Source organism: Lactiplantibacillus fabifermentans DSM 21115, assembly GCF_000498955.2.
Classification (GTDB): domain Bacteria; phylum Bacillota; class Bacilli; order Lactobacillales; family Lactobacillaceae; genus Lactiplantibacillus; species Lactiplantibacillus fabifermentans.
In genome coordinates this window covers 36,727-60,039 of the sequence record NZ_AYGX02000017.1, presented here as the reverse complement: position 1 = coordinate 60,039, position 23,313 = coordinate 36,727, and the positions used below count along the sequence as shown (strand labels likewise).

The 23,313-nt window shown below is 48.1% G+C and carries 20 protein-coding genes; 7 read left to right on the top strand and 13 right to left on the bottom strand.

What is annotated here, in order from left to right:
- Window position 1 precedes the first annotated feature (1 nt).
- From DY78_RS01205 to DY78_RS01195, 3 genes are read right to left on the bottom strand one after another with little or no spacing between them, the layout of a single operon-like run.
- On the bottom strand, window positions 2–673 hold the full coding sequence (locus DY78_RS01205) for a homoserine dehydrogenase (protein WP_082621203.1): 672 nt from the start codon (window positions 671–673) through the stop codon (window positions 2–4).
- Window positions 674–693: 20 nt separating this feature from the next.
- A complete protein-coding gene (locus tag DY78_RS01200; protein WP_024626039.1) occupies window positions 694–1,974 on the bottom strand; it encodes an O-acetylhomoserine aminocarboxypropyltransferase/cysteine synthase family protein in 1,281 nt (426 codons plus the stop codon).
- Between the two features lies 1 nt (window position 1,975).
- Complete coding sequence (locus DY78_RS01195) at window positions 1,976–2,845, bottom strand: homoserine O-acetyltransferase/O-succinyltransferase family protein (RefSeq protein WP_024626040.1); 870 nt, start codon at window positions 2,843–2,845, stop codon at window positions 1,976–1,978.
- Window positions 2,846–4,137: 1,292 nt separating this feature from the next.
- Here DY78_RS01195 and trpX point away from each other — a divergent pair.
- The 5 genes from trpX (at window position 4,138) to DY78_RS01170 (ending at window position 15,112) form a co-directional block, all read left to right on the top strand.
- Window positions 4,138–5,133, top strand: coding sequence for a tryptophan ABC transporter substrate-binding protein (gene trpX / locus DY78_RS01190; RefSeq protein ID WP_024626041.1), 996 nt, complete (start codon window positions 4,138–4,140; stop codon window positions 5,131–5,133).
- On the top strand, window positions 5,130–6,065 hold the full coding sequence (locus tag DY78_RS01185) for an ABC transporter permease (RefSeq protein WP_024626042.1): 936 nt from the start codon (window positions 5,130–5,132) through the stop codon (window positions 6,063–6,065). The genes trpX and DY78_RS01185 overlap by 4 nt, the downstream gene beginning before the upstream one ends.
- Complete coding sequence (locus DY78_RS01180) at window positions 6,062–6,829, top strand: ABC transporter ATP-binding protein (RefSeq protein WP_024626043.1); 768 nt, start codon at window positions 6,062–6,064, stop codon at window positions 6,827–6,829. Before DY78_RS01185 ends, DY78_RS01180 begins: the two co-directional genes overlap by 4 nt.
- A 264-nt stretch (window positions 6,830–7,093) precedes the next feature.
- Window positions 7,094–13,531 (top strand): BspA family leucine-rich repeat surface protein, encoded by a 6,438-nt coding sequence (locus DY78_RS01175; RefSeq protein WP_024626044.1) that lies wholly within the window; start codon window positions 7,094–7,096, stop codon window positions 13,529–13,531.
- A 225-nt stretch (window positions 13,532–13,756) separates the two neighbouring features.
- A complete protein-coding gene (locus tag DY78_RS01170) occupies window positions 13,757–15,112 on the top strand; it encodes an FAD-dependent oxidoreductase (protein WP_024626045.1) in 1,356 nt (451 codons plus the stop codon).
- Window positions 15,113–15,370: 258 nt separating this feature from the next.
- Here DY78_RS01170 and DY78_RS01165 read toward each other — a convergent pair whose 3' ends face one another.
- The gene (locus DY78_RS01165; RefSeq protein ID WP_024626046.1) at window positions 15,371–16,228 is read right to left on the bottom strand and encodes an NAD(P)-dependent oxidoreductase; all 858 of its coding nucleotides are present in this window, start codon (window positions 16,226–16,228) and stop codon (window positions 15,371–15,373) included.
- 1 nt (window position 16,229) lies between these two features.
- Window positions 16,230–16,976 carry a TerC family protein gene (locus DY78_RS01160; protein ID WP_024626047.1) on the bottom strand — a complete coding sequence of 249 codons (747 nt, stop codon included), beginning with the start codon at window positions 16,974–16,976 and terminating at the stop codon, window positions 16,230–16,232.
- A gap of 130 nt (window positions 16,977–17,106) precedes the next feature.
- Here DY78_RS01160 and DY78_RS01155 point away from each other — a divergent pair, with 130 nt between their 5' ends.
- On the top strand, window positions 17,107–17,463 hold the full coding sequence (locus tag DY78_RS01155; RefSeq protein ID WP_024626048.1) for a hypothetical protein: 357 nt from the start codon (window positions 17,107–17,109) through the stop codon (window positions 17,461–17,463).
- A gap of 27 nt (window positions 17,464–17,490) precedes the next feature.
- On the opposite strand, the gene DY78_RS01150 is transcribed toward DY78_RS01155, so the two are convergent.
- The gene (locus tag DY78_RS01150) at window positions 17,491–18,045 is read right to left on the bottom strand and encodes a sugar O-acetyltransferase (RefSeq protein ID WP_024626049.1); all 555 of its coding nucleotides are present in this window, start codon (window positions 18,043–18,045) and stop codon (window positions 17,491–17,493) included.
- 129 nt (window positions 18,046–18,174) lie between these two features.
- Between DY78_RS01150 and DY78_RS01145 the strand changes: the two genes are divergently transcribed.
- Window positions 18,175–18,822, top strand: a complete 648-nt coding sequence (locus DY78_RS01145) for a hypothetical protein (protein WP_024626050.1) — start codon at window positions 18,175–18,177, stop codon at window positions 18,820–18,822.
- 82 nt (window positions 18,823–18,904) lie between these two features.
- Here DY78_RS01145 and hisC read toward each other — a convergent pair whose 3' ends face one another.
- The 7 genes from hisC to hisB are packed head-to-tail and all read right to left on the bottom strand — an operon-like array spanning window position 18,905 to window position 23,304.
- Window positions 18,905–19,975: a histidinol-phosphate transaminase gene (gene hisC / locus DY78_RS01140; RefSeq protein ID WP_024626051.1), complete on the bottom strand. Its 1,071-nt coding sequence runs from the start codon at window positions 19,973–19,975 to the stop codon at window positions 18,905–18,907.
- A gap of 13 nt (window positions 19,976–19,988) precedes the next feature.
- Window positions 19,989–20,309, bottom strand: a complete 321-nt coding sequence (gene hisE, locus DY78_RS01135) for a phosphoribosyl-ATP diphosphatase (protein WP_024626052.1) — start codon at window positions 20,307–20,309, stop codon at window positions 19,989–19,991.
- Entirely contained in the window at window positions 20,309–20,644 is a 336-nt protein-coding gene (hisI, locus tag DY78_RS01130; protein ID WP_024626053.1) for a phosphoribosyl-AMP cyclohydrolase, read from the bottom strand. The genes hisE and hisI overlap by 1 nt, the downstream gene beginning before the upstream one ends.
- Window positions 20,641–21,399: an imidazole glycerol phosphate synthase subunit HisF gene (gene hisF, locus DY78_RS01125; protein ID WP_024626059.1), complete on the bottom strand. Its 759-nt coding sequence runs from the start codon at window positions 21,397–21,399 to the stop codon at window positions 20,641–20,643. The genes hisI and hisF overlap by 4 nt, the downstream gene beginning before the upstream one ends.
- Before the next feature lie 3 nt (window positions 21,400–21,402).
- The gene (gene hisA / locus DY78_RS01120; protein ID WP_029779145.1) at window positions 21,403–22,113 is read right to left on the bottom strand and encodes a 1-(5-phosphoribosyl)-5-[(5-phosphoribosylamino)methylideneamino]imidazole-4-carboxamide isomerase; all 711 of its coding nucleotides are present in this window, start codon (window positions 22,111–22,113) and stop codon (window positions 21,403–21,405) included.
- Entirely contained in the window at window positions 22,094–22,720 is a 627-nt protein-coding gene (gene hisH / locus DY78_RS01115) for an imidazole glycerol phosphate synthase subunit HisH (protein WP_024626054.1), read from the bottom strand. Before hisH ends, hisA begins: the two co-directional genes overlap by 20 nt.
- Window positions 22,720–23,304: an imidazoleglycerol-phosphate dehydratase HisB gene (hisB, locus tag DY78_RS01110; protein ID WP_024626055.1), complete on the bottom strand. Its 585-nt coding sequence runs from the start codon at window positions 23,302–23,304 to the stop codon at window positions 22,720–22,722. Before hisB ends, hisH begins: the two co-directional genes overlap by 1 nt.
- Between the last annotated feature and the right edge of the window lie 9 nt (window positions 23,305–23,313).

The window sequence follows — 23,313 nt, the reverse complement described above, 5'->3', positions numbered from 1 at the left end:
GTTATGCTGAACAATTTGTCCAAAAATTCGGATTAAATTTGCAATCTACCAATTTATAAGCAGTATCTAAGCCGGTCACATCGTTAGTCGGGTCGGCTTCCGCATACCCCGCTTGTTGCGCCGCCGTGAGCGCTGTTTGATAAGACTGGCCCTGACTCGTCATCGCCGTTAAAATATAATTGGCTGTACCATTAATAATCCCCGCCACGCGCTGAACTTGGTCCGTCGCGTAACTGTCCGTTAGGGTCCGTAAAATTGGAATACCGCCCGCCACACTAGCTTCATAAAACAAGTCACAGCCTTGCCGTTGTGCTAACGCAATCAACTGCTCACCGTTGGTTGCCATCAAGTCCTTATTGGCAGTCACAACGGATTTACCATGCGTCAACGCCGCGATAATCGCCGCTTTGGCCGTGGCAATGGTCCCCATCACTTCAATCACGAGTTGAATCCGCGGGTCCGTAACGACTTGTTGCCAGTCATCCGTCAAACGGGTTCCGACTGGTAATTGGACAGCTCGGGGTGCTCGCAAATGATGCACGGCAACTGTTGCTAAATGGAGCCGTAATCCTTGTGTCTGTTCAATTTTAGTAGCGGCCCGTGTTAAACGCGCCACCACCCCACTGCCCACGGTTCCTAATCCTAGCATGCCCACTTCAATTGTCTGCGTCATTTTTAAGCCCCCTAATGGTTTTAAACTTGCGCTAGCGCCTGATCTAAGTCCGCTAACAAATCATCCACATTTTCAACACCGACGGAAATCCGAATCAAATCCGGCGTGACCCCGGCAGCTAATAATTCCTGTTCATTTAATTGTGCGTGGGTCGTGGACGCGGGGTGAATGATTAGTGATTTGGCATCGGCGACATTAGCTAATAATGAGAATAATTGTAAATGCTCAATTAAAGCTTTGCCAGCCGCTTCACCACCCGTTAATCCTAAGGTGAAGATGGAACCAACGCCGTTGGGAAAATACTTCGACGCTAAATCATGATACGGACTAGCCGCCAATTCGGGATAGTTAATCCAAGCCACTTTCGGATGATTGTTCAAGTAAGCCACGATTTTGCGCGTGTTTTCCACGTGCCGCTCCACACGCAGTGACAATGATTCCAGACCTTGTAAGAGTAAAAACGAATTAAACGGACTAATCGTCGCGCCAGTATCGCGTAACGTCTCGGCGCGAACTTTGGTCGTAAAGGCCGCCCCTCCTAAGTCGGCCCAGACTAAGCCATCGTATCGCGCATCGGGCGTCGTGAAGTCTGGATATTTGCCACTAGCCGCGTAATCAAACGTGCCACCTTCAACAATCACCCCGCCCATCGTCGTCCCATGGCCGCCGATAAATTTCGTGGCGGAATGGACGACGACATCGGCGCCGTGTTCAAGGGGTCGTACTAAGTATGGCGTGCCAAACGTATTATCGACAATCAAAATGATGTTGTGTTGATGGGCAATCGCGCCAATCGCTTCAAAATCCACTAAGTTAATCCCGGGATTTCCAATACTTTCCACGTATAACGCCTTCGTATGTTCATTAATGGCCGTTTCAAAGTTGACCGGGTTATCCGGGTCCACAAAATGGGTTGTAATCCCCAATTTTTTCAACGTGACGCTCAATAAATCGTAAGTCCCGCCGTATAACGTACTAGCCGCCACAATCTCATCACCTTGTTGGGCAATGTTCAAAATAGCGGCGGTAATGGCCGCCGAACCGGTAGCTAAAGTCACCCCAGCCGTCCCGTGTTCGAGCGCGGCGACTCGTTTATCCACCACGTCGGTCGTCGGATTCGTTAAGCGCGTATAAATATTCCCGGGGTCCTTTAAGCCGAAGCGCCCCGCTGCTTGGGCGGCATCCTTGAAGACATAAGAAGTGGTTTGATAAATCGGCACAGCGCGGGCCCCCGTTTCATCAACGACTTGACCAGCGTGCACTTGGAGCGTTTCAAAATGTAAATGCTTATTTTCCGTCATATTAATTGCCTACTTTCGTGAGTTGTAAGGTGGCGAGCCAATTTTGATAAAGCTGACAGCTCGCCTCCCGCCAGCTGTATTCAACTTGACCCGTTTGGACATTTTCAAAATAGTTTTCCGGTAATTGAATCGGTAAATGCTTACGGCAGTCACGGCGATATTCCGTCGCTAACGTTGTCGCGGCATATTCTGGATGGCCCGTCACATAAACGGCGTGCTTAGTCGGCGCACTGAGTAGTAATGGCCCGACTTGGTCGTTTTCCGCAATAATTTGCAGTCCCGCCGGTAACGTGGTCGGCAAGTCCAATTGCGTATGCCGAGACTGTGGCATTTTCAGTAAGCCCCCAGCACTGAGGCCACTCACCAAGCGCGAGTCAGACACCACCGTGGACGCGGTATAAATGCCAAACACTTTTTGTGACAAAACTTGTTTTTGAATATCAAATTGATAATATAACCCCGCTTGCGCCGCCCAGCATTCAAACAAGGTTTGCGTCGCATGGGTTTGCCCCCAGTCAACAATCTGTTCAAATTCTTGCCAGTAATCCACGGCCTCAAACGGTAAGCATTCCACCGGTGCCCCAGTAATAATCAAACCGTCAAAGTGTTGGTCATACACGTCGGCCAAGGTCACATAATGATCCGCGACGGTCTGCCGGTCGATGCCTTTGAAGTGATGGCTCGCCGGATACATAAATGTCACGTTCACCGCTTGTGAAACGGCGGCAAAGCGGTCCAAAAACTGCCGCTCCGTCACGGCTTTAGTGGGCATTAAGTTTAGAAGCAAAAGTTGCAACGGGTGGGCGTCACCCGTGGGATTGAGCCACTGTTGTTGGGCTTTCAATAAGCCATTCACTGCTGTCACTGTCATCGACAATCTTCCTTTCTTACGACAAAAAAGCTTTCGACCATTAGTCTCTTTACTAGAAACTAACGGACGAAAGCTTTCGCGTTACCACCGTGATTCGCAATGACCTCACAGTCATCGCCTCGACAAGTACCCCGCCAAATGGGGATACTCCGCAATATATCGGTTGCCACCGCATTCGTAGCCTTACGACCCGAATCATGACTCCAAGCTCATCTTCATCACACTCACAACTGCTTCTCGCACCAATTCGAAGCTCTCTGGGGAGTTACTCGTGGGACTACTCTTCTCTTCAACGTCTTAATCGTTTTTTTAATGTGATGCTAATTTAACACCTGTAATTTTTATTGTCAACAGCTGGCCGATAAACTTTATTTACTTAAGCTATTCGACCACCTTTTTGCGTGATTTCCCGCTAAAAAATTAACTAATTAAGGTTAATAGCCCATCAACGCGAATTGAAGCTAGTGCGGGCAGATTGCCATTAATTACTCATTCCAATGCCATTTAGTTAGTTTCAATGTAATTAGAAAAGTGCCTACGACAAAAACATATCGTCGCCGTGAAAGTGGCGTTCGTACTTTTAGCCGAGCTGACACGATTATCGTTCGACTGGATTCTTGCTTAAAGTCAATTGTTCCTCGAATCATCACGTCATAATAACAAACGCTCAGTCGTATTTCGTTTACTAATCGTTTTGACAATTAAACTAAATTTAGCAGTTGGCTGACCGTAATGGAATCGTCCTGAAGGTGGCGTTAACGGGCGTTGTTTGCCCGTTTACACCACGGACGCCTTTTGAGACCTGAACCTTGGGCTCAAAAGCGAGGTACAAGACCGCTCCTCAGGCTTGGACCGGTCCCAGGACGATGGAATTACGGTGAGCCAGCTGCAGCAACCACCAACATTTAACTAGAACCAAAATTTCCTCTTGACACGTTTTTTGAGTTTGCCTATACTGAACACATTACATAAACGAAAGCGAGGGACCAAGGAATGACAAAGTCTTTACAATCAAACTTGAATAGTTCATGGCAAAGCCGGCGATTCAGATTGTAATTCCGCCACACGGATACAATCTGGCAAACAGTTTGTATCTGTGCCGGCTAACTTTGACATTCAAAGAAGTCTGCATGGGTTTTAACACAGCAGGCTTCGGTTCCGTAAAGGGCAAACCAGAGCTTACTGGTTTGCCCTTTTTTTATGGCTTTTGGTCGCCACGTGTTAGGGCGTGACGGCGGGCCGCTTGCTTGCCCCGTAAAAAATATTGTTGAGGTGACCACACATTGAAACGGATGATTGCATTCATTACCGCGCTCGTAGTTTTTCTAGGCATTGCCTTTTTCAAAACTGGTTCGAGCACGACGAGCACTAAAAGTACTAATAAGATTCCCACTGTCGGCATCTTACAGTTACAAACCCACCCCGCTTTGGATGCCATCCATCGCGGCATCATCGCTGGGCTCAAAGAAAATGGTTACGTCCCAGGGAAAACGGTCAAAATTGACTATCAAAACGCCCAAGGTGACCAAAGTAATTTGAAGTCGATGAGCCAAAAGTTCATCAGCGAAGACGCCGATGAAACGATTGGGATTGCAACTCCAGCGGCGCAATCACTCGTTTCTGCCGCTGGTAAAACGACGCCCGTTATTTTGGCCGGCATCACTGACCCCGCTGGGAGCGGCTTAATTAAAAGCGATGCCCATCCGGGGGCTAACGTGACTGGGACATCCGGGGAATCACCACTCAAGTCACATTTAGACTTATTACGTAAACTCGTCCCTAAAGCGAAAACGATTGGGATCATCTACACGACTTCTGATCATGGTGGTGAATATAACGCCAAGAAATTTGCGAAGATTTGTAAACAAGAAGGCGTGAAGTACAAGATGTTCACCATCGCTAATACCAACGACATGCAAACAGTCGCCGAAAAGATGGCTAGTGAAGTTGATGCCGTCTACGCACCACAAGATAACGGCGTCGCTAGTGCGATGAAGACCTTAGTTTCGGTCACTAACAAAGCCAAAGTGCCCGTTATTCCAGCCGTTGATACCATGGTTAAAGCTGGTGGTTTAGCCACTTTATCCGTGGACCAATATCAATTAGGTAAGTTGACCGGTGAAATGGCCGCCAAAGTCTTAAAGGGCAAATCAACGTCCAATTACCCGATTAAAGTGATTTCTAAAGGTAAAATGACCATCAATTTATCGGAAGCGAAAAAACTCGGGATTACGTTCCCGAAGAGTGTCATTAAAGAAGCGAAAACGAAGGGAGTTATTTACAAATGAGTATGATTGTTTCGAGTGTCGGGCAAGGTTTGCTCTGGGCTTCCCTCGGGGTGGCGTTGTTCTTAACGTTTAGAATTTTAGATTTTGCTGATATGACCGTTGAAGGCACGTTCCCACTAGGTGCGGCCGTAGCCGTCACCGCCATTTCAAATGGGATGAACCCGTATTTAGCTTCCGGGTTAGCGTTTGTCGCTGGCGCGATCGCCGGGTTGGTCACCGCCCTGCTGTATACGAAAGGTAAAGTGCCCTTCTTATTAGCCGGGATCTTAGTCATGACCGCTTGCTCCTCGATTAACTTGCGCGTCATGGGTGGCAGCTCTAATATTTCATTACTTGGTAAGACGACGATTTTTTCGAGCCACTTTCTCGAATCATTACCAAAATATTTTGATAGTGTCTTCGTCGGCTTCGTCGTTATTGCCATCATTACTGGGCTATTAATTATTTTCTTACAAACGAATTTAGGCCAAGCGTTTATCGTCACCGGTGACAACCGCGTGATGGCGCGTTCGATTGGGATTAACACCGACAACATGACCATCATGGGCTTAATGGTTTCAAACGGCATCATCGGTCTGGGCGGCGCGCTCATTGCCCAAAACAACGGTTACGCCGATGTCAGCATGGGGATTGGGATTATCGTTATCGCCTTAGCCTCCATTATTATTGGGGAAGTCGTTTTCGGTGAATTGACGTTAAATCAACGCCTCGTCGCCGTGACGTTAGGGAGTATCATCTATCAATTCGTTCGCTTACTCGTCTTACAACTCGGTTTCAACACCAACGATATGAACCTCTTGTCGGCCTTGATTTTAGCGCTATGCTTAATGTTACCGCAGCTCAACAAAGGCGCTTCGCGATTGACGTCCCGCTTCGGCAATCTTATGCAACAATTGACCCATACTTTGAAGAAGGGAGTTGAAAAGCCATGACCCCACTATTATCACTGAAAGATATTGTCACCAAGGTTAACACGGGCACGCCCAATGAAGTCATGATCTTACAACATTTAAATTTAGATATTTATGACGGTGACTTCATTACGGTCTTAGGTTCTAACGGGGCTGGTAAGTCGACGCTATTCAATACGATTGGCGGCGGCTTACCCGTTGACGAAGGCCACATCACCTTGCACGGCAAAGACATTACCCATACTTCTGTTGAAAAGCGGACGGCCTTTCTCGCCCGAGTCTTCCAAGACCCGAAGATGGGCACCGCTCCCCGGATGACCGTGGCGGAAAACTTGCTGTTAGCGCTGCATCGTGGCAAACGCCGGACATTACGCTTACGCCGGTTAAAACAACAACTCCCCCACTTCAAAGCAATCACAACGACGATGCAAAATGGCTTGGAAACTCGGTTAAACACGGCTACCGAAAACTTATCTGGTGGGCAACGTCAGGCCCTCAGTTTCTTAATGGCCACGGAACAACGCCCCGACCTCTTATTATTAGATGAACATACGGCGGCCCTAGACCCGAAAACTAGTGCCGAACTGATGCATCAAACGAACGAACGTGTCACCCAAGAAAATTTAACTTGTCTCATGATCACCCACCATTTAGACGACGCCTTAAAATATGGGAATCGTTTGATCGTACTTGACCAAGGCAAAATCAAGTTTGATGTCCGCGGCGACGAAAAAAAGCAGCTAACTAAAGAAAAATTATTAAGTTTTTTCGATACGATTGAGTAATACTACTTTAGGCGACCTAGCAACGATTAACGTTGTTAGGTCGCCTTTTCTTGTTTTAGCGGTCGTCAAAAACCTACATTATATATAAGATAAATTTATATTATAGTTTTTTAACGATATATTTTTAATTATTCATAAATAATATCGCTTTAATACCCGCTCAAAATACTATAAAATGGCAATATTAAATAAGTTAAGCGGGGAAACTAAGGCCATCGTTAATCATTAATCCGGTCATTAGTACCATGTCGGGGGGACATGCATATGAATAATTCTAAAATGCACTATAAAATGTATAAAAAGGGCCGGTTCTGGGTATTTGCCGGCATCACTGCTATCAGTTGGCAGTTTTCTTCATTAAATATTCAAGCCGACACCGTCACCACTGCAGCGAACAGTGACAGTGCCGCCGAAACGAGTCAAACGACTGCTACTAATGCCACTAGCGGTCAAACCGTGACTTTGCGGACCAGCAGCTCAAGCACCGAAAACACCAGTACCGCATCGACAGCCGACGACACCACCAACAGCGCGACGACTACTGAAAGTTCCAGCGCAACGGCCACGAGTGCGGCGACAACGGAAAGTGCTAGCGCTACTAAGACAACTAATGCTGATGCCGGGTCAACGAGTACCACAGCCGCGACAACGACTAGTACAGCAAGTAGCTCTGACCAGCCAACGACCGATAGTTCTTCAGCAACGACTACTAGTAGCAACAGCCAAACTAATGTCACGGCAACAACTAGTGCCAGTGCTGTGACTGACGACACCACGGCGAATCACCAAACTGCAGACGCAGCAGTGACCACCACTGCTAACCAAAACACGACGTCAGCCACAACTACGGATGAGACCGGGACTAATACGGACACCTTAACGGCAACGACTGACAGCCAAACACCCGCTGCCACCACACCGGTGACGACTACCGAAAACGCCACTTTGAGTGATACCACGCAAGCTGCCACGGTGGCCACCGATTTAGACGCGACCGTCACGACCACCGCCCCAACTATCGCAGCGACCGCGGTCACTGCGACGCCAACGGCAACACCGGTCTTAACGCCCCGCTTGGCGCGGGCCAGTTTATTGCGGGCTGCCACCACGGACCCTTGGTATGTCGATACGACCGGCACTGAATTACATTTTTCAGCCGGGACAACGTTGACTTCGGCCGCCACTAATGGCGTGACTACCCAACCATGGTCAACGTATGCCAACACCATTACAACGATTGTATTTGATGGTGCCGTTACCGCTGGCAGTAGCCTCAACTATTTGTTTGCCAATTTACCCAAATTAACGAGCATCACCAATGCAAATCTATTCGATACTAGTGCCGCCACTACTATGCTACACATGTTTGAAAATGACACTAATCTGACCAGCTTAGACTTAAATACTTGGCAAACTCGTAATGTTAAGAACATGAACAATATGTTCGCAAATGATACTAGTTTAACGACCTTAAATATTGATCAATGGAATACTAGTGCAGTCACGGACATGTCATATATGTTCAACAACGCCAGTAGTCTGACCGCTTTGGACTTGAACACTTGGGACACCGGAAATGTGACCAACATGGCTGCCATTTTTTCGGGAGCAAGTTCTCTGACCCAGCTGGCTATCGATGGCTGGAACACTAGCAATGTTAATTCCATGCAAAGAATGTTCTACGATACAAACGCTTTAACCACGCTAGATTTAAATAGTTGGGACACAGGAAAAGTTCTGGATATGAGTAACATGTTTTCTATGTCCCTGACTGGGAAAAGCAAACTGAAAACACTAACTATTGACGCGTGGAATACGGCTAGTGTCACTACTATGAAAGGATTGTTTTCCCTTAGAGACAGTTTGACTAGTCTGGACTTAAACACTTGGAACACGAGTAAAGTGACTGACATGACTAACATGTTTTCCGCTGACAGCGCCCTCACCAGTCTGAACATCGCTGACTGGGATGTGAGCAACGTTACATCGATGGAACGGATGTTTAATAAATCTGGCCTATTAACGCTTGATATCCACGAGTGGACACCAATTAAGGTCACCAGTATGGTTGAAACCTTTAATGGCATGCCTAATTTGACAGTCCTATCAATCGGTAACTGGGACACCAGCAGTCTTACCAGCATGGGGGGCACTTTTGCAAGTATGACTGCCCTCACCAGCCTCGATGTCAGTGGTTGGGACACGAGTAACGTGACCAACATGGGGGGCTTATTTACTAGTGATAGTCAACTCACCACTTTAAATATCGGTAACTGGGATACCCATAATGTCACTAATATGTACAACATGTTTGCAAAAATGACCGCGCTCACCACGTTAGACCTCAGCGGTGATAACTGGGATATGACCAACGTGACTAATTTTCAAAATATGCTGCTCTCTTCAAAATTAGCGACCGGCTATCAGCTCACCAAATTAGTTTTAGGTAAAAATGTGACCCTGGGTTCCTTGGCCAAGCTGGGCTTAGCTAATTATTTATCCACGGCCCAATTAAAAACGTATACCGGCAACTGGATTAACGCTAGCCAACCCACTAAAGTCTACTCATCAGATGACTTATTAGCCGCCTACGCGCAACCAACGGGCACTGTCGAAACTTATATTTGGCAAGTTATCCCGACATTGAACGTTAACACGACGGGCGCGACCGTCAAATTAGGCACCACTTGGGATGCCACCACTGGCTTTATTAGCGGGACCGATGACTATGGCAAGGCCCTTTCAGCCAGTGATATCACCAATGACAGTGCGACGGCCGTTAATTACCAAAAACCGGGCGTCTATACGGTAACTTACACCTACACGTATCAAACGACCGGTGACACGACCGCGACCTTGACTGCGACCGCTCCCGTGACCGTTTATGGTATTTTGCTGAACGAAACGGAAAAACGGTTGGCAACCACCGCCGTCTGGGACCCGGCTAGCAATATCAATACCGCCGTCGACAATAGCGGTAAAACGGTCGCTAGCACGGATAACGCGATTACGATTACCATTACCAATGATCGCGATAATAGTGTCGTAACTGCGTTGAATCGCCCGGGCAACTACACCGTTACGTACACCTTAAATGACTATTCAACGACTGCGGCCATCACCGTCTTTTTCGATGCCGCTGTTGATGCCCAAAATTCCGCGGTTAAATTAAACGGCACTTGGGATTTGACGCAAGCCATCAAAGCTGTCAAAGATGAAAATGGCAATGTCATTACCGATTATTCCCGCGTCAGCCTCAATACACCGGTTGATACAAGCAAACTCGGCCCGCAAAACATCGTCTTAACCTACACGGACGCCGCCGGCAATGTCGCCACTTCGACGGCAGTTCAAGTCTATGTTTATGGTGTAACGCTTAACGAAACTAGCAAAACGTTATTCACGACGAATACTTGGCAACCAGCCGACAACGTTAAGGCGGCCGCCGACAATACCGGTAATTCGTTAACTGGCAATCAAGTCACGATTACTATGACTGATGCAAACGGCAATACCGTCAGTGCCTTGAATCGACCAGGCACTTATACTGTCGCCTACACCGTCAACGATTACACGACCACCGCGCAAATCACGGTCGTTTCCGATGCAAAAGTCACGGGTCAAGCCTCACACGTTAAACTGAATGGCACTTGGACGCTGGCGCAAGCTATCCAAGCGCTACAAGATGAGACTGGCACCACGATTACCGACTACTCCCGGGTCACGGTGGATCACGCGGTCGATACTAGTACCTTAGGAACGCAAACCATCACATTAACGTATACGGATGCCGCCGGTAATGTGACCACTTCCGACGCCGTACCGGTTTATGTTTACGGGATCACGTTAAAAGAACCGACTAAGTCCCTTTACACCACAGAGGCATGGCAACCGAGCTCAAATGTTCAAACGGCTTATGACAATGCTGGTCAACCGGTCGCAAATGAAGCGGTCACCATTACCATGACCGATGCCCAAGGTCAGCCGGTGACGGCCTTGAACCGGCCCGGTACTTATACCGTTAATTACACGGTCAATGATTACACGACCAGCGCTATCGTCACAGTTTATACGAAAGCAGCAGTCACGGGTCAAGACTCAAGTGTGAAATTAAACGGGACTTGGGACTTGGCTGAAGCGATTAAGGCGCTCGTCAATGAAGCCGGCACGACGATTACCGACTATACGCAAGTCACGAGCGACCACGCTGTCGACACTAGTAAGTTGGGGCCACAAACGATTACGTTGACTTATACCGACGCGGCGGGCAATTCAGTTACTTCGTTACCCGTTCAGGTTTACGTGTATGGAGTCACTTTAAATGAAACGACTAAGCAATTAACCACGACCAACAACTGGTCGGTTGCTGGTAACGTCAACACTGCTTTCGACAATACGGGGACCGCCTTAACCGGCAATGAAGTCACGATTGCCATGACTGACAGTCGCGGACAAGCAGTCACGGCCCTCAATCAGCTGGGCACGTACCAAATCACTTATACGGTCAATGACTATACCGCTACCGCCGTTGTGACCGTGGTTTCTAACGCCGCTATCAAGACCCAAACGGCCACGGTTAAAGTTGGCCAAACTTGGGATTATCGCACCGGGCTAGTCAGTGCTACCGATGAAAATGGCGCTGACTTAGACTTCAGTAATATTACCGTCGATCAAGCCATTGCGACCGCCCAGCCAGGAAGCTATACCGTTCAATATCGGTATACCGATGCGTCCGGCTACACGGTCACGAGTACGGGCACAGTGATTGTCTACGGCGTGACGCTCAAGGAAACCAGTAAAAAAGTCGTCACGACAAGTGGTTGGCAAGCCCAATCAAACGTCGCTACTGCTGGCGACAATACTGGTCAAACGCTGACCCCAGCCCAAGTGACCATCGCCGATGCCAGCGGCCACCCCGTCACTACTTTGACAACACCGGGCGTTTACCAAGTCAACTATACGGTCAATGACTTTACAACGACGGCTACTATTACCGTTTACAGTGATGCAAAGGTAACCGGTCAAAATACCGCCGTCAAATTAGGTGACACTTGGCATTACGAAGCGAACCTCGCCTCGGCGCAAGATGAAAACGGGCAACCGTTAGCCGCAAACCAAGTGGTCGTCAGCAACGGCACCGTTGATACGGCAACCGTTGGCACTTATCCGATTACGTTAGCTTACACCGATGCCGCTGGTAATACCGTCTACTCGCAAGTCGTCAATGTCTTTGTTTACGGCGTCACTTTAAATGATACCGAACTGACCAAGACCACGACGAGTCCATGGCAACCAAGTAACAACGTGCATACGGCGGTTGATAATAATGGCCAACCAGTTGCGCCAACTGATGTTGACATCGTGATTACTAACGACCATGGCCAAGTCGTAACTGACTTGACGACGCCGGGCCGTTACCAAGTCAGTTACACGGTCAATGACTACACTACTACAGCCACGGTCAACGTGATTTCTAAAGCCACGCTGGTTAGTCAAGGCACGGCGCTTAAATTAGGGTCGACTTGGCAATCAGCTACTGGAATCACGAGTGCCACCGATGAAAATGGCGATCCGCTTGATTTCAGCCAAATTCGGACAACGACTAATTTAGATGCCAACACCTTAGGCACTTATCAAGTGAGCTACTCATACACGGATGCCGCGGGTAACGTCACCACTAGTACTGCCCAAGTATTCGTTTATGGCTTGACGCTCAAGGAGACCACCAAGCACCTTTCGACCACGACTGCTTGGGACCCTAGTCAAAACGTGGCCACTGCGGTGACGCCGACTGGGACGACCGGGACCGCCGCCGATATCACGATGGTCATCACCAACGCTGACGGCCAAGTTGTCACGAGCCTGGGTCAAGTGGGCACCTACGATATTAGTTATACGATTGCGGATTACACGGCTCATGCCATCGTCACCGTCACCAGCCAAGCTGGTTTGAGCACACACGATACGACGGTGACCCAAGGCAGTACGTGGACACCCGACACCGGCTTTATTAGTGGGACCGACGAAAATGGTGATCCATTAACCGCTGACCAACTTACCGTTACTGGCAAAGTTGATACCAACACGCCAGGGACTTACGAGGTCACTTACACGTATACCGATACGGCCGGCAATCAAACTAGCCAAACGACGACCGTTACGGTGGTGGCTAACGACAACGGGAACAATTCCGGTGACAACGGTAATACTAATAACAACGAGAATAATTCCGGTAATAACGGTAATACTGATAACAACGAGAATAATTCTGGTGATAACGGTAATACTGATAACAACGGCAACAGTTCCGATGATAATGACGACAATGGTGATGACGATAATGATGGCTTCATTGACGATGACGACCATTACAAAGTCACTTCTAGTGATGATGAAATTACCCCGACACCCGTTGATGAACAGTCAGCAGCGCCTTCAACAAGTCATCGTAAATCGAATAAATTGCTAACTACTACTCAACCAAGTAAGCAAAAGGCCAACGCTGGGACTAGTCCTAACGTTGCAACGGCCGCCACTTTGGTCAAAGATGCGACTAAGACAACCGCCACCAACCAGGGGGCCAAACAGTTGCCACAAACTGATGAACAAACGAATCGAGCTAGTGTGGCTGGCGCAATCCTACTAGCGCTCAGCAGTACCCTACTTGGTTTAGGCACCGCCTTTAAGCGCCGCCATGACTAATTCATTTTAGTCCGGCTAAAACTGAATCAAGCGCGACATCAAAACAGTCGTCCTTTTAGTTTGGTAAGTCAAAAACCAAATTACTAGGACGGCTGTTTTGCCGTAAAAAAATGACCAGTATTAACTAATTAACTTTAAAAAATTAATCGCTTACACTTTTAATTGTGCACAATCTATGTTACTCTTTATTAGAACAGTTCTAAACTATCAATTGGAGGTTTTATCATGAAAGTTATCGTAGTAGGTTCATCACATGGTGGTTATGAAACGGTCCGCGGCATTTTAGCCGACCAACCGAACACCGAAATTCAATGGTATGAAAAAGGCGACTTCCTCTCCTTCCTGTCTTGCGGGATGCAATTGTACTTAGAAGGCACCGTTAAAGATGTTAACAGCGTGAGTTACGCAACGCCGGCGGGCATGTCGGCCCAAGGCGTACACGTCTTCGTCCAACAAGAAATCACAAGTGTTGACGCTGCTAACCAAACTGTCCACGTGGTCAATCACGCCGACGGAACCGAACGCGATGAAAATTATGATAAATTAGTGCTCAGTGTGGGCGCAGTTCCATTTGAATTACCCGTTCCTGGTCATGATTTACAAAACGTTTACGCGATGCGGGGACGCGACTGGGCCATCAAACTCAAAGCTAAGACGGTCGACCCAACTGTTAAAAATGTCGTCGTTATTGGTTCAGGATATATTGGCATTGAAGCCGCCGAAGTTTTCGCTAAGGCGGGGATGCACGTCACGGTGATTGACTTATTACCACGCCTATTGAGCTTATACTTAGACGAAGAATTCACCGACACTTTGACGCAAACGATGGCCGACCATGGTATCGAAGCGGCCACTGGTCAAAGCGTCCAATCTTTTGAAGGCGTTGACGGTAAAGTCAGTGCGGTTGTCACGGACCAAGGAACTTATCCCGCTGATTTAGTCGTTTCCGCAGCCGGTATTAAGGCCAATACTGCCATGCTTGACGGCGTCGTTGACTTAGACGATCACGGCTTAATTAAAATCAATGATTACTTACAAACTAGCAATGAAAACATTTACGCCGTTGGGGACGCGACGTTAGTCCCATTCGCGCCAACGGATGGTGTTAACCGGATTGCCCTCGCGACCAATGCCCGCCGCCAAGGTCGGATTGCGGCGAAGAACTTACTCGGCACCAAGATGGCGATGCCCGCCGTTTCAGGGTCTTCCGCCCTTTCCGTCTTTGACTATCACTTTGCGTCAACCGGTATCAAAGCTGGCACCAGTGAAAAACTCGGCGTTCAGAGTGCTTCCGTGATGGTCACCGATACGGCCCGGCCAAAATTCGTTCCTGAAAGTGCCGGCAACGCTAAAGTGTGGTTCAAGCTCACTTTTGACCCTACCGATGGCCGCATCTTAGGTGCGCAAATCATGTCGCAAGCCGACGTCACCGCTAACATCAACACGATTGCGTTAGCCGTCCAAGCGAAGTTAACCGTTTATGATTTAGCTTATACCGACTTCTTCTTCCAACCAGGCTTTGACCGGCCTTGGAACATCATGAACGTGGCAGCGCAAAAAGCGGTTAAGACCTTGGCTTAGTGGCTTTGAATTGGCAACTGGCTATTAGTAGGTCGAACTTATACTGATTGGTTTATAAAAATTTCAATATACTCAAATGGGCACCTGCTGAATTTCTCATTCATCAGGTGCCCATTCGTTCTATTTTTATGGCCGAAACGTGGAACTAGCAGCAGTTTGTTCCGCTTAACCCGATAAGCGCAATCATGCCCAAAGCCCGGGCATAATCGCACTTATCACGTTAATGCTCGCAAACTAACCGCTGCTAGTTCCACTCTGCTAATAAATATTAATCAACCCTTGCGTCCCTTGGTCACCAAGCCCTTTGACGTCCACCATGACTTCATACAAACGCTTGGCTTGCGCGGTGGCCACGAGGTCCAAGCCCATGGCATCGGCTTCGCTTAGCGCAATCCGTAAATCTTTTAAGAAATGCCGGGCAAAAAAGCCAGGCGTATAATCATCTTTTAAAATCCGGGGCACATAGTTGTCCATGCTCCAATTGTCGGCCCCACCACTCGATAAGGTGGCTAAGACCTTTTCCAAGTCCAAGTTAGCGGCTTTAGCATATAACAACATTTCCGTTAAGCCGGTCATCGTGCCCGCAATCATAATCTGGTTGGCCATTTTGGCATGTTGTCCGGTGCCGGGCCCCCCGAAGTGATTGACTTGATGGCCGATTGTTTCAAATAATGGTAAGACCGCCTGATACGTTGCCGTATCGCCACCAACCATCACGGTCAGCGTCGCATTCTTAGCACCAATGTCGCCGCCAGATACCGGCGCATCGAGGGCGTGAAACCCATGAGCCGTCGCGTAATCCGCGATTTTCACGGCTAAACTTGGCCGACTAGTCGTCATATCAACGACCGTCTTACCCGCCGATAAACCGCTAAAAATCCCATCGTCGCCAAAATAAACGTTGTCGACATCCGTGGGAAAACCGACCATCGTAAAGACCACGTCACTGTGTTTGGCAACGTCCGCTGGCGTGGCCGCCCAAGTAGCCCCATTGGCGACGAGCGCGTCGGTTTTACTTTTAGTGCGATTATAAACGGTCAACTGATGTCCAGCCGCCATTAAGTTTTGCGCGATGGCCGCGCCCATAACACCCGTTCCAACAAATCCAAGTTGCATTTTACTCACCTTTCTTCGTGGCCTTTTGCCGCATAAAATGAATCACCATCGTAATTACAAACGCAATTAACACAATGAAACCAAAGGCAGTGGCAGGAATATCCCAGCCAATCGCCGGAATCGAAACAAATAATTTAATCGCAATGATGACAATTAAACAATACGCCATCGTTTCCAATTCCGGAATCTTACGCATAAGCCGCATAATGACTTCGGCGATGCCCCGCATACAAGCAATCCCAATCATCCCACCAATCAAGACAATCACGGGATTATCAGAGATGGCTAATGATGCTAAGACTGAATCAATAGAAAAGATAATATCCATCATTTCAATCTGAATCACCACCGACCAAAACTTACTCAAACCAAACCAGCGACGTTGCTTTTTCGGTTCCGCGGTTGGTTCTGGATTTGGTGAAAAATAACGATAAACCAAATAAAATAAGTAACCGGCCCCGAGAACTTTGATTTCCCAAAAACTGATCAGATACGTTCCAATCCCAATAATTAAGAATCGAAACAAATACGCGCCCCATAAACCATAAAATAATGATTTCTCACGTTCTTGTAAATTGTCCAAACTTTGCGTTTGGGCTGCCAACACGACCGCATTATCAACTGACAATAAGCATTCGATAATCGCCAACGATAAAATAATTAACCAATCATTGGCGGACGTAATGACTTGGCCCCAGTTGGCGCCGCTAAAGAACGGACCGTAAAGTTGTTCGATAAAGTGTAGCACGCAGAAACCTCTTTCCATTCGTGAATAGTCACCTATATTTAGTATACCTGTTATACTGGAATTATTAATGGCCGATGTTTAATTTTCAAACATTAACCACAATTTCGCCAAATTTTTCGAGGTGGCACAGATGGAAATTGGACCTTTATCAGAATGGATTGCGGCCTTCGCTGAAATTATTGCCGTCATCGTTGCACTGTTCTTGCCGTACGTCACGGCCCGGCGCGAACGGGGGAAACGACTCCAACGGTTCAAAAAAATCGTTTCCCAATCGCTCAACAAAGCTGAACAAAACCAGCTCAATCAAGATTTTGACGACTTTCGGGCATTTATTCGGATTTCATCCTTACTGGAAACCGATGAAACGTTATTAGCGGTTCTGCAAGTTGGGCAAGAAATCGTCAATGTGGTGGGCACTAGTCAAACGTTAACCGCGACGCAAATTGCCGATTTAAAGGCATTAGAAACTCGTTTACAAACCTACTAAAAAGGATGCTTGGCGCATCCTTTTTTGCTAGGCTAACGTTTTAATCACTTTAGCCGGTACCCCGCCCACGAGCGTATTGTCGGGAATATCTTGGGTCACCACGGCCCCTGTCGCGACCACGACATTATCCCCAATCGTCACGCCCGGTGTAATCGTGACTTTGCCACCAATCCAGACATTATTCCCGATGGTAACTGGGGATCCTTGTGCTAACCATTGAATGCGGTCAGCAGCGACCAACGGATGATTAACCGTATAAATATCAACATTGGGCCCAATCATGACGTTATCACCAATCGTGACTGGGGCAATATCTAAAATCGTTAAATTATAATTGCTTAAAAAATTTTCGCCGACATGTATGTTCAACCCATTATCACAGTTGAAATTTGCTTGCACCGAGACGTGTTGCCCACAACTGCCTAAGATTTCACGAATCTTCGCCGTTTGGGCGGCTGGATCAGTCGCATCAATGGCATTAAATTCTTGGCATAATTTGGCGGCCCGTGCTTTACGCGCAGCGACTTCATCATCTAAAAAATGGTACCACTGACCCGCATCTAATTTGTCTAATTCACTCATGTCAAAACCTCCGTCATTTTGATAGCGCTAGTATACCCCTTCGACACAACTCTAAGTCAACTGGACTAGTCGTTTGCGATGGCATTTTGTATAATAAGGGTAACTTTTACATATTACTGGGGTGATGAAATGACCAAATATATTTTAATAACTAGTGAACATATCCAAGTCGGTAAAACGACCATTACGTATAACTTGGCCAATTGGCTCACCCAAACACTTGCCGCTAAAGTGGCAGTGCTCGATTTAAACGCGTTTAAAACTTTTGATGACCAATATCGCCACACCCACTATCAACCCAAAATCGGGATGACTTATTTACCGCGAATGCCGTTTACGACTGCTGATTTGGTCAACACCAATCACTATACAAGTATCGCTAAATACTATGAGCGTGACCAACTCGTCAGTCATTTAAAACACTATCCGGACTTTGAAAAATACGACTATGTGTTGATCAACTACTTTCCCAATTACCGCTTCGTGAGTCCCGAAAATTTGATTGCGGCTTACCATCCTTACGTCCTAGCCGTCAGCACACCCACCCCAGAATTTGTGGAATTGCAACATGTCATGATTATGTATCAAAGCCAACCGCGGCTAGCTTTGGCGAACGATGTTTGGCATCGGCCACATAACTTAACGCACCCAAAATTGGCGAAACTACTGCCCAATGAGACCGTCGCGCCCACCATCAAGCATCAGCGACGTCAGGGCGGCTTGCAGACACAGTTGGACTTACCGACTGCGGCACTAACTAAATTTTTACAGTCATAAGCCGCTAACACAAAAAAACTGTTTGATGAATTCACCATGTCATCAAACAGTTTTTTAGTTAAAATTTTCCGGCACAAATTCGTTAACTTCGATAAGCTAAAATCAATTGCTGAATCGCTGCATTATCTTCAGCCGTCCCAATCGTCAGTCGTAACCAATCTGGTCGCAAGCCAGTCCGCAACGCATAGCCGTGTTGTAATAAGTAGGTGGCTAACTGGTCAGCCTTAGGATACTTGAAGAAAATAAAGTTAGCGCCACTTTCGTCATATTGAATCTGATTATCGTCGAAAAACGTTTGCCACTTGGCGCGTTCAACCGCATTTTTTTGAACGGTGGCGTGGACAAAGTCCTGGTCATTCAAAGCCGCTAATGTCGCTACTTGGGTAAGTGAATTCACATTATAAGGCAAGCGCACGGCTTGCATCGTCGGTGCGTATTCCTTAGAGAAAACCGCGTAGCCACTGCGGAAGTTCGCTAACCCATAAGCTTTCGAAAAAGTCCGCATCACCACGACATTCGGATATTTCCCGGGCAATTGCATGGCCGTAATGGCCGCCGCATTCGGCGCAAAGTCCAAGTAGGCTTCATCAATCAAGACGACCGTTTCACTAGGCACTTGTTGAATGAAGGCTTCGATGTCCGTTAAGGATTCTACTGTCCCAGTCGGGTTATTTGGATTGCATAACCAGACCATCTTAACTGGCGGGGTCACGGCCGCCGCTAAGGCTGAAAAATCCACGTGGTCATTAGCTAAGGTCGGCACCGACACAAGCTGCGCGCCTTCGATTTCGGCATGGAGCCCGTACTCCGCAAAGGTGGGCGCTGATACGACGACTTGGTCACCGGGCGTTAAGAACGTCCGTGAAACCATGACGATCATTTCATCTAACCCGACGCTAAACACCAATTGGTCCTCATCGACATGTTCCCGCTTTGCCACCGCTGTGCGTAACGCGGCGGCGTCTGCATCGGGGTAGCGATTGCTCTGGGTAAAGTCCCAAGCTTTAACCGCGGCCGCCACGGCGGGGGAAGTGCCGTAAGGATTCTCATTGGCGGATAACCGCACTACGCGGTCTAATCCGAGCTCCTGTGCTAAAGTGGCTAACGGTTTCTCCGGCACATACGGTTGTAAATTTTGCACACTAGCCTTCATATATTAGCCCCCGTTATAAATTCTTGATTTCTGGCCGATCCTTAAAATCACTCATCTTACCTTCACGCTTCGCTAATTCAGCTTTGATCTGGTCAAAGCTAACACCGCGTTGCACGAGTAAAACTAACACGTGATAAAACAAGTCCGCGGTTTCATAGACCAGTTCCGAGTCGCCCGGGTTTTTGGCGGCCACAATTACTTCGGTCGATTCTTCCCCGACTTTTTTCAAGATTTTATCCAATCCTTCAGTAAATAAATAATCCGTATACGAGCCTTTTTTAGGATTCTTTTGCCGTTCAGCGATCATTTGATAAAGTTCTTCCATATTTTGCATTAGTCAAGATCCTCTCTATTCAATACTGGTTTAAAAAAACAACTGGCGTGACCGGTATGGCAAGCCGGGCCATGTGGATTAACTGCTATTAATAACGTATCGTTGTCGCAATCGAGCGCGATACTAACGACATCTTGCAAATTGCCGCTCGTGGCGCCTTTATGCCACAACTCTTGCCGCGAACGCGACCAAAACCACGTCTGACCCGATGCCAAGGTCCGGCGATAACTTTCTGCGTTCATCCAAGCGACCATTAATACCGCTTTGGTCGTGGCATCGGTGACGACCGTCGTCACCAAACCGTTGCCTTTATCAAAGTCTGGTTCATTAGTCATCGCACGACCACTCCTTTCGCCGCTAAGGCATGTTTAACCTCACTGATGGTGAGCTCGCCGTAGTGAAAGACCGAGGCCGCTAACGCTCCATCGACCGGCGATTGTTGAAAGACGGTCTCAAAGTCGGCTAAGTTGCCCGCCCCACCGGAAGCAATGATGGGCACGTTGACGGCGGCGCCTAAGGCTTGATACAAGTCAGTATCAAACCCAGCCTTCGTGCCATCGCGGTCCATACTGGTCACGAGTAGTTCGCCAGCACCACGCGCCACGACCGCTTTGGCCCAAGCAATGGCGTCTAAATCGGTGGCTTGTTGCCCACCATGCGTGTAGACCCGATACTGTTGCGCTTGGGCATCCCAAGCGGTATCAATTGCGACCACGATACATTGATTGCCAAACTTTTCGGCGCCCGCCGTAATCAAGGCCGGATTAGCGACCGCGGCTGAATTGATCGAAATTTTGTCGGCACCGGCTTTCAGCAAGCGTTGCATGTCGGTCACACTACTGATGCCCCCGCCAATCGTCAACGGCATAAAAACTTGTGCGGAGACTTGTTCCACAATATCAGCCATCGTTTGCCGATGTTCATTGGTCGCAAAAATATCCAGAAATACTAATTCATCGGCCCCTTGTTGCTGATACGCCGCGGCAATGGCGACTGGATCGCCGACATCCGTCAAGTTTACGAAGTTGACGCCTTTTTTTACCCGACCATCCGCGACATCTAAACATGGAATAATCCGTTTTGCTAACATTGCTTACACCTCCGCCAATTGTTCCAAGGTAACGGTCCCTTCATACAAAGCCTTACCGATGATGGCATCGTCAATTCCGGCAGCTTGTAAAGTCTGCAAGTCAGCCACATCGCGAATCCCGCCACTAGCCACTAAGTTTGCAGCTGGTAATTCGGTATGCAGCGTGGTCAACAGCGCCAGGTTCGGTCCTTGCATCGTGCCATCGCGCGCCACATCGGTCACGATAAAGTTTTGGGCCCCGGCGGCCATCATCGTGGCAATCAGACTACGCATACTCGTCTGCGATTGTTCCAGCCACCCGTTGATGGCAACTTGACCATTGTTCCCATCGACCCCAATCACAATCCGGGCCCCGCCAAATTCTTGGAGTAAGCGTTGGACTAAAGCGGGGTTAGTCAAGGCGGCCGAACCAATAATTAAGCGGTCAATGCCTAGCTGTAAGTAGCGGACCGCTAAATCATACGTGCGAATTCCGCCGCCCAGTTCTAATGTGCCATCAAAAGCTTGCCGAATAGCCGTGATAGTCGCCAAGTTTTCCGGTTGCCCGGACTTGGCGCCATCCAAATCGACTAGATGTAGCTGTTTTAAACCGGCGGCGTTAATTTGTTGGGCTTGTTGGACCGGATCGGCGTTGATTAACGTCGTTTGCTCATAATCACCTTGATACAAGCGGACACTTTGCCCACCTTTTAAATCAATTGCTGGAAAAATCATTTGCCATCACCATTTCCTTAAAGGTCGCTAATTGTTGTAACCCAACTTGCCCACTTTTTTCCGGGTGGAATTGCATCCCCACCACATTTTGCCGCTGCACAATACTGGGAATCGCGATGCCATGATCGACCGTCGCGACAATTTGGTCAGCGGGACTGACAGCATAATAGGAATGTACGAAGTAAGTGAACTGTCCATCAATGGCCGCAAAGGGACTGTTTAATTGCTGGACGTTATTTTGATTCCAACCCATCTGGGGGACTTTCACACCGAGATTGGTTGGAATCGCGGCGACTTGCCCTTTTAATAAACCTAACCCGGCATGGTCGCCGTACTCGGAACTACTTTGAAATAGCAATTGCATCCCTAAGCAAATGCCGAGCATTGGTTTACCAGCTTGGCCAAGTTGTTGTAAAACAGGGACAAGTTGCCGGTCATTTAACGCCTGCATCGCCGCCGCAAAGGCCCCCACGCCCGGTAAAATAACGGCGTCGGCTTGGTTCAAAACTTTCGGGTCCGCTGTTAACGTTGTCGGGACTTGTAAGTAATCAAACGCTTTTTTTAAGTTGCGGGTATTCCCCGTATCGTAATCGACAATTGCAAACATTAAATCACACCCTTTGTGGAGTTGACCCCTTTGATGTCGGGATTAATCGTGACAGCCGCTCGCATCGCCCGGCCTAACGCCTTAAATAAGCTTTCGACCTTGTGGTGAGTATTGCGGCCATATAAAATGCGGGCGTGTAAGTTCATCTCGGCGGCAAACGCGAACGCTTGGAAGAAATCTTCCACCGTTTCGGTGTCGAGGCCGCCTAAGCGGGGATTCGTCAATTCCGCATCAAACACTAAGTACGACCGGCCGCTCAAGTCCACACTCACTTGCCCCAGCGTTTCATCCATCGGCACAAACTCGGTTCCGTATCGTTCAACCCCAACTTTATCGCCGAGTGCTTGTTTGAAACATTCACCTAACACGATCCCCGTATCTTCGGTCGTGTGGTGCGGGTCAACGTCCAAGTCACCGTGACATTTGACGACTAAGCCAAAGCGACCGTGCTTGGCGAATAAGTTCAACATGTGATTCAAAAAACCAATCCCGGTATCAATGTCGATACCACTCTGTTCATCTAAGTTCAGGCTAATTTCAATTTGCGTTTCTTTAGTTTCACGTTTAATCGTAGCTTGTCGCATATCGGTGAC

What these genes read in the sequence shown, in the direction of transcription:
- DY78_RS01205 (WP_082621203.1), bottom strand. Translation starts at nt 673, where the DNA reads ATGACGCAGACAATTGAAGTGGGCATGCTAGGATTAGGAACCGTGGGC.
- DY78_RS01200 (WP_024626039.1), bottom strand. Translation starts at nt 1,974, where the DNA reads ATGACGGAAAATAAGCATTTACATTTTGAAACGCTCCAAGTGCACGCT.
- DY78_RS01195 (WP_024626040.1), bottom strand. Translation starts at nt 2,845, where the DNA reads ATGACAGTGACAGCAGTGAATGGCTTATTGAAAGCCCAACAACAGTGG.
- trpX (WP_024626041.1), top strand. Translation starts at nt 4,138, where the DNA reads ATGATTGCATTCATTACCGCGCTCGTAGTTTTTCTAGGCATTGCCTTT.
- DY78_RS01185 (WP_024626042.1), top strand. Translation starts at nt 5,130, where the DNA reads ATGAGTATGATTGTTTCGAGTGTCGGGCAAGGTTTGCTCTGGGCTTCC.
- DY78_RS01180 (WP_024626043.1), top strand. Translation starts at nt 6,062, where the DNA reads ATGACCCCACTATTATCACTGAAAGATATTGTCACCAAGGTTAACACG.
- DY78_RS01175 (WP_024626044.1), top strand. Translation starts at nt 7,094, where the DNA reads ATGAATAATTCTAAAATGCACTATAAAATGTATAAAAAGGGCCGGTTC.
- DY78_RS01170 (WP_024626045.1), top strand. Translation starts at nt 13,757, where the DNA reads ATGAAAGTTATCGTAGTAGGTTCATCACATGGTGGTTATGAAACGGTC.
- DY78_RS01165 (WP_024626046.1), bottom strand. Translation starts at nt 16,228, where the DNA reads ATGCAACTTGGATTTGTTGGAACGGGTGTTATGGGCGCGGCCATCGCG.
- DY78_RS01155 (WP_024626048.1), top strand. Translation starts at nt 17,107, where the DNA reads ATGGAAATTGGACCTTTATCAGAATGGATTGCGGCCTTCGCTGAAATT.
- DY78_RS01150 (WP_024626049.1), bottom strand. Translation starts at nt 18,045, where the DNA reads ATGAGTGAATTAGACAAATTAGATGCGGGTCAGTGGTACCATTTTTTA.
- DY78_RS01145 (WP_024626050.1), top strand. Translation starts at nt 18,175, where the DNA reads ATGACCAAATATATTTTAATAACTAGTGAACATATCCAAGTCGGTAAA.
- hisC (WP_024626051.1), bottom strand. Translation starts at nt 19,975, where the DNA reads ATGAAGGCTAGTGTGCAAAATTTACAACCGTATGTGCCGGAGAAACCG.
- hisE (WP_024626052.1), bottom strand. Translation starts at nt 20,309, where the DNA reads ATGCAAAATATGGAAGAACTTTATCAAATGATCGCTGAACGGCAAAAG.
- hisI (WP_024626053.1), bottom strand. Translation starts at nt 20,644, where the DNA reads ATGACTAATGAACCAGACTTTGATAAAGGCAACGGTTTGGTGACGACG.
- hisF (WP_024626059.1), bottom strand. Translation starts at nt 21,399, where the DNA reads ATGTTAGCAAAACGGATTATTCCATGTTTAGATGTCGCGGATGGTCGG.
- hisA (WP_029779145.1), bottom strand. Translation starts at nt 22,113, where the DNA reads ATGATTTTTCCAGCAATTGATTTAAAAGGTGGGCAAAGTGTCCGCTTG.
- hisH (WP_024626054.1), bottom strand. Translation starts at nt 22,720, where the DNA reads ATGTTTGCAATTGTCGATTACGATACGGGGAATACCCGCAACTTAAAA.
- hisB (WP_024626055.1), bottom strand. Translation starts at nt 23,304, where the DNA reads ATGCGACAAGCTACGATTAAACGTGAAACTAAAGAAACGCAAATTGAA.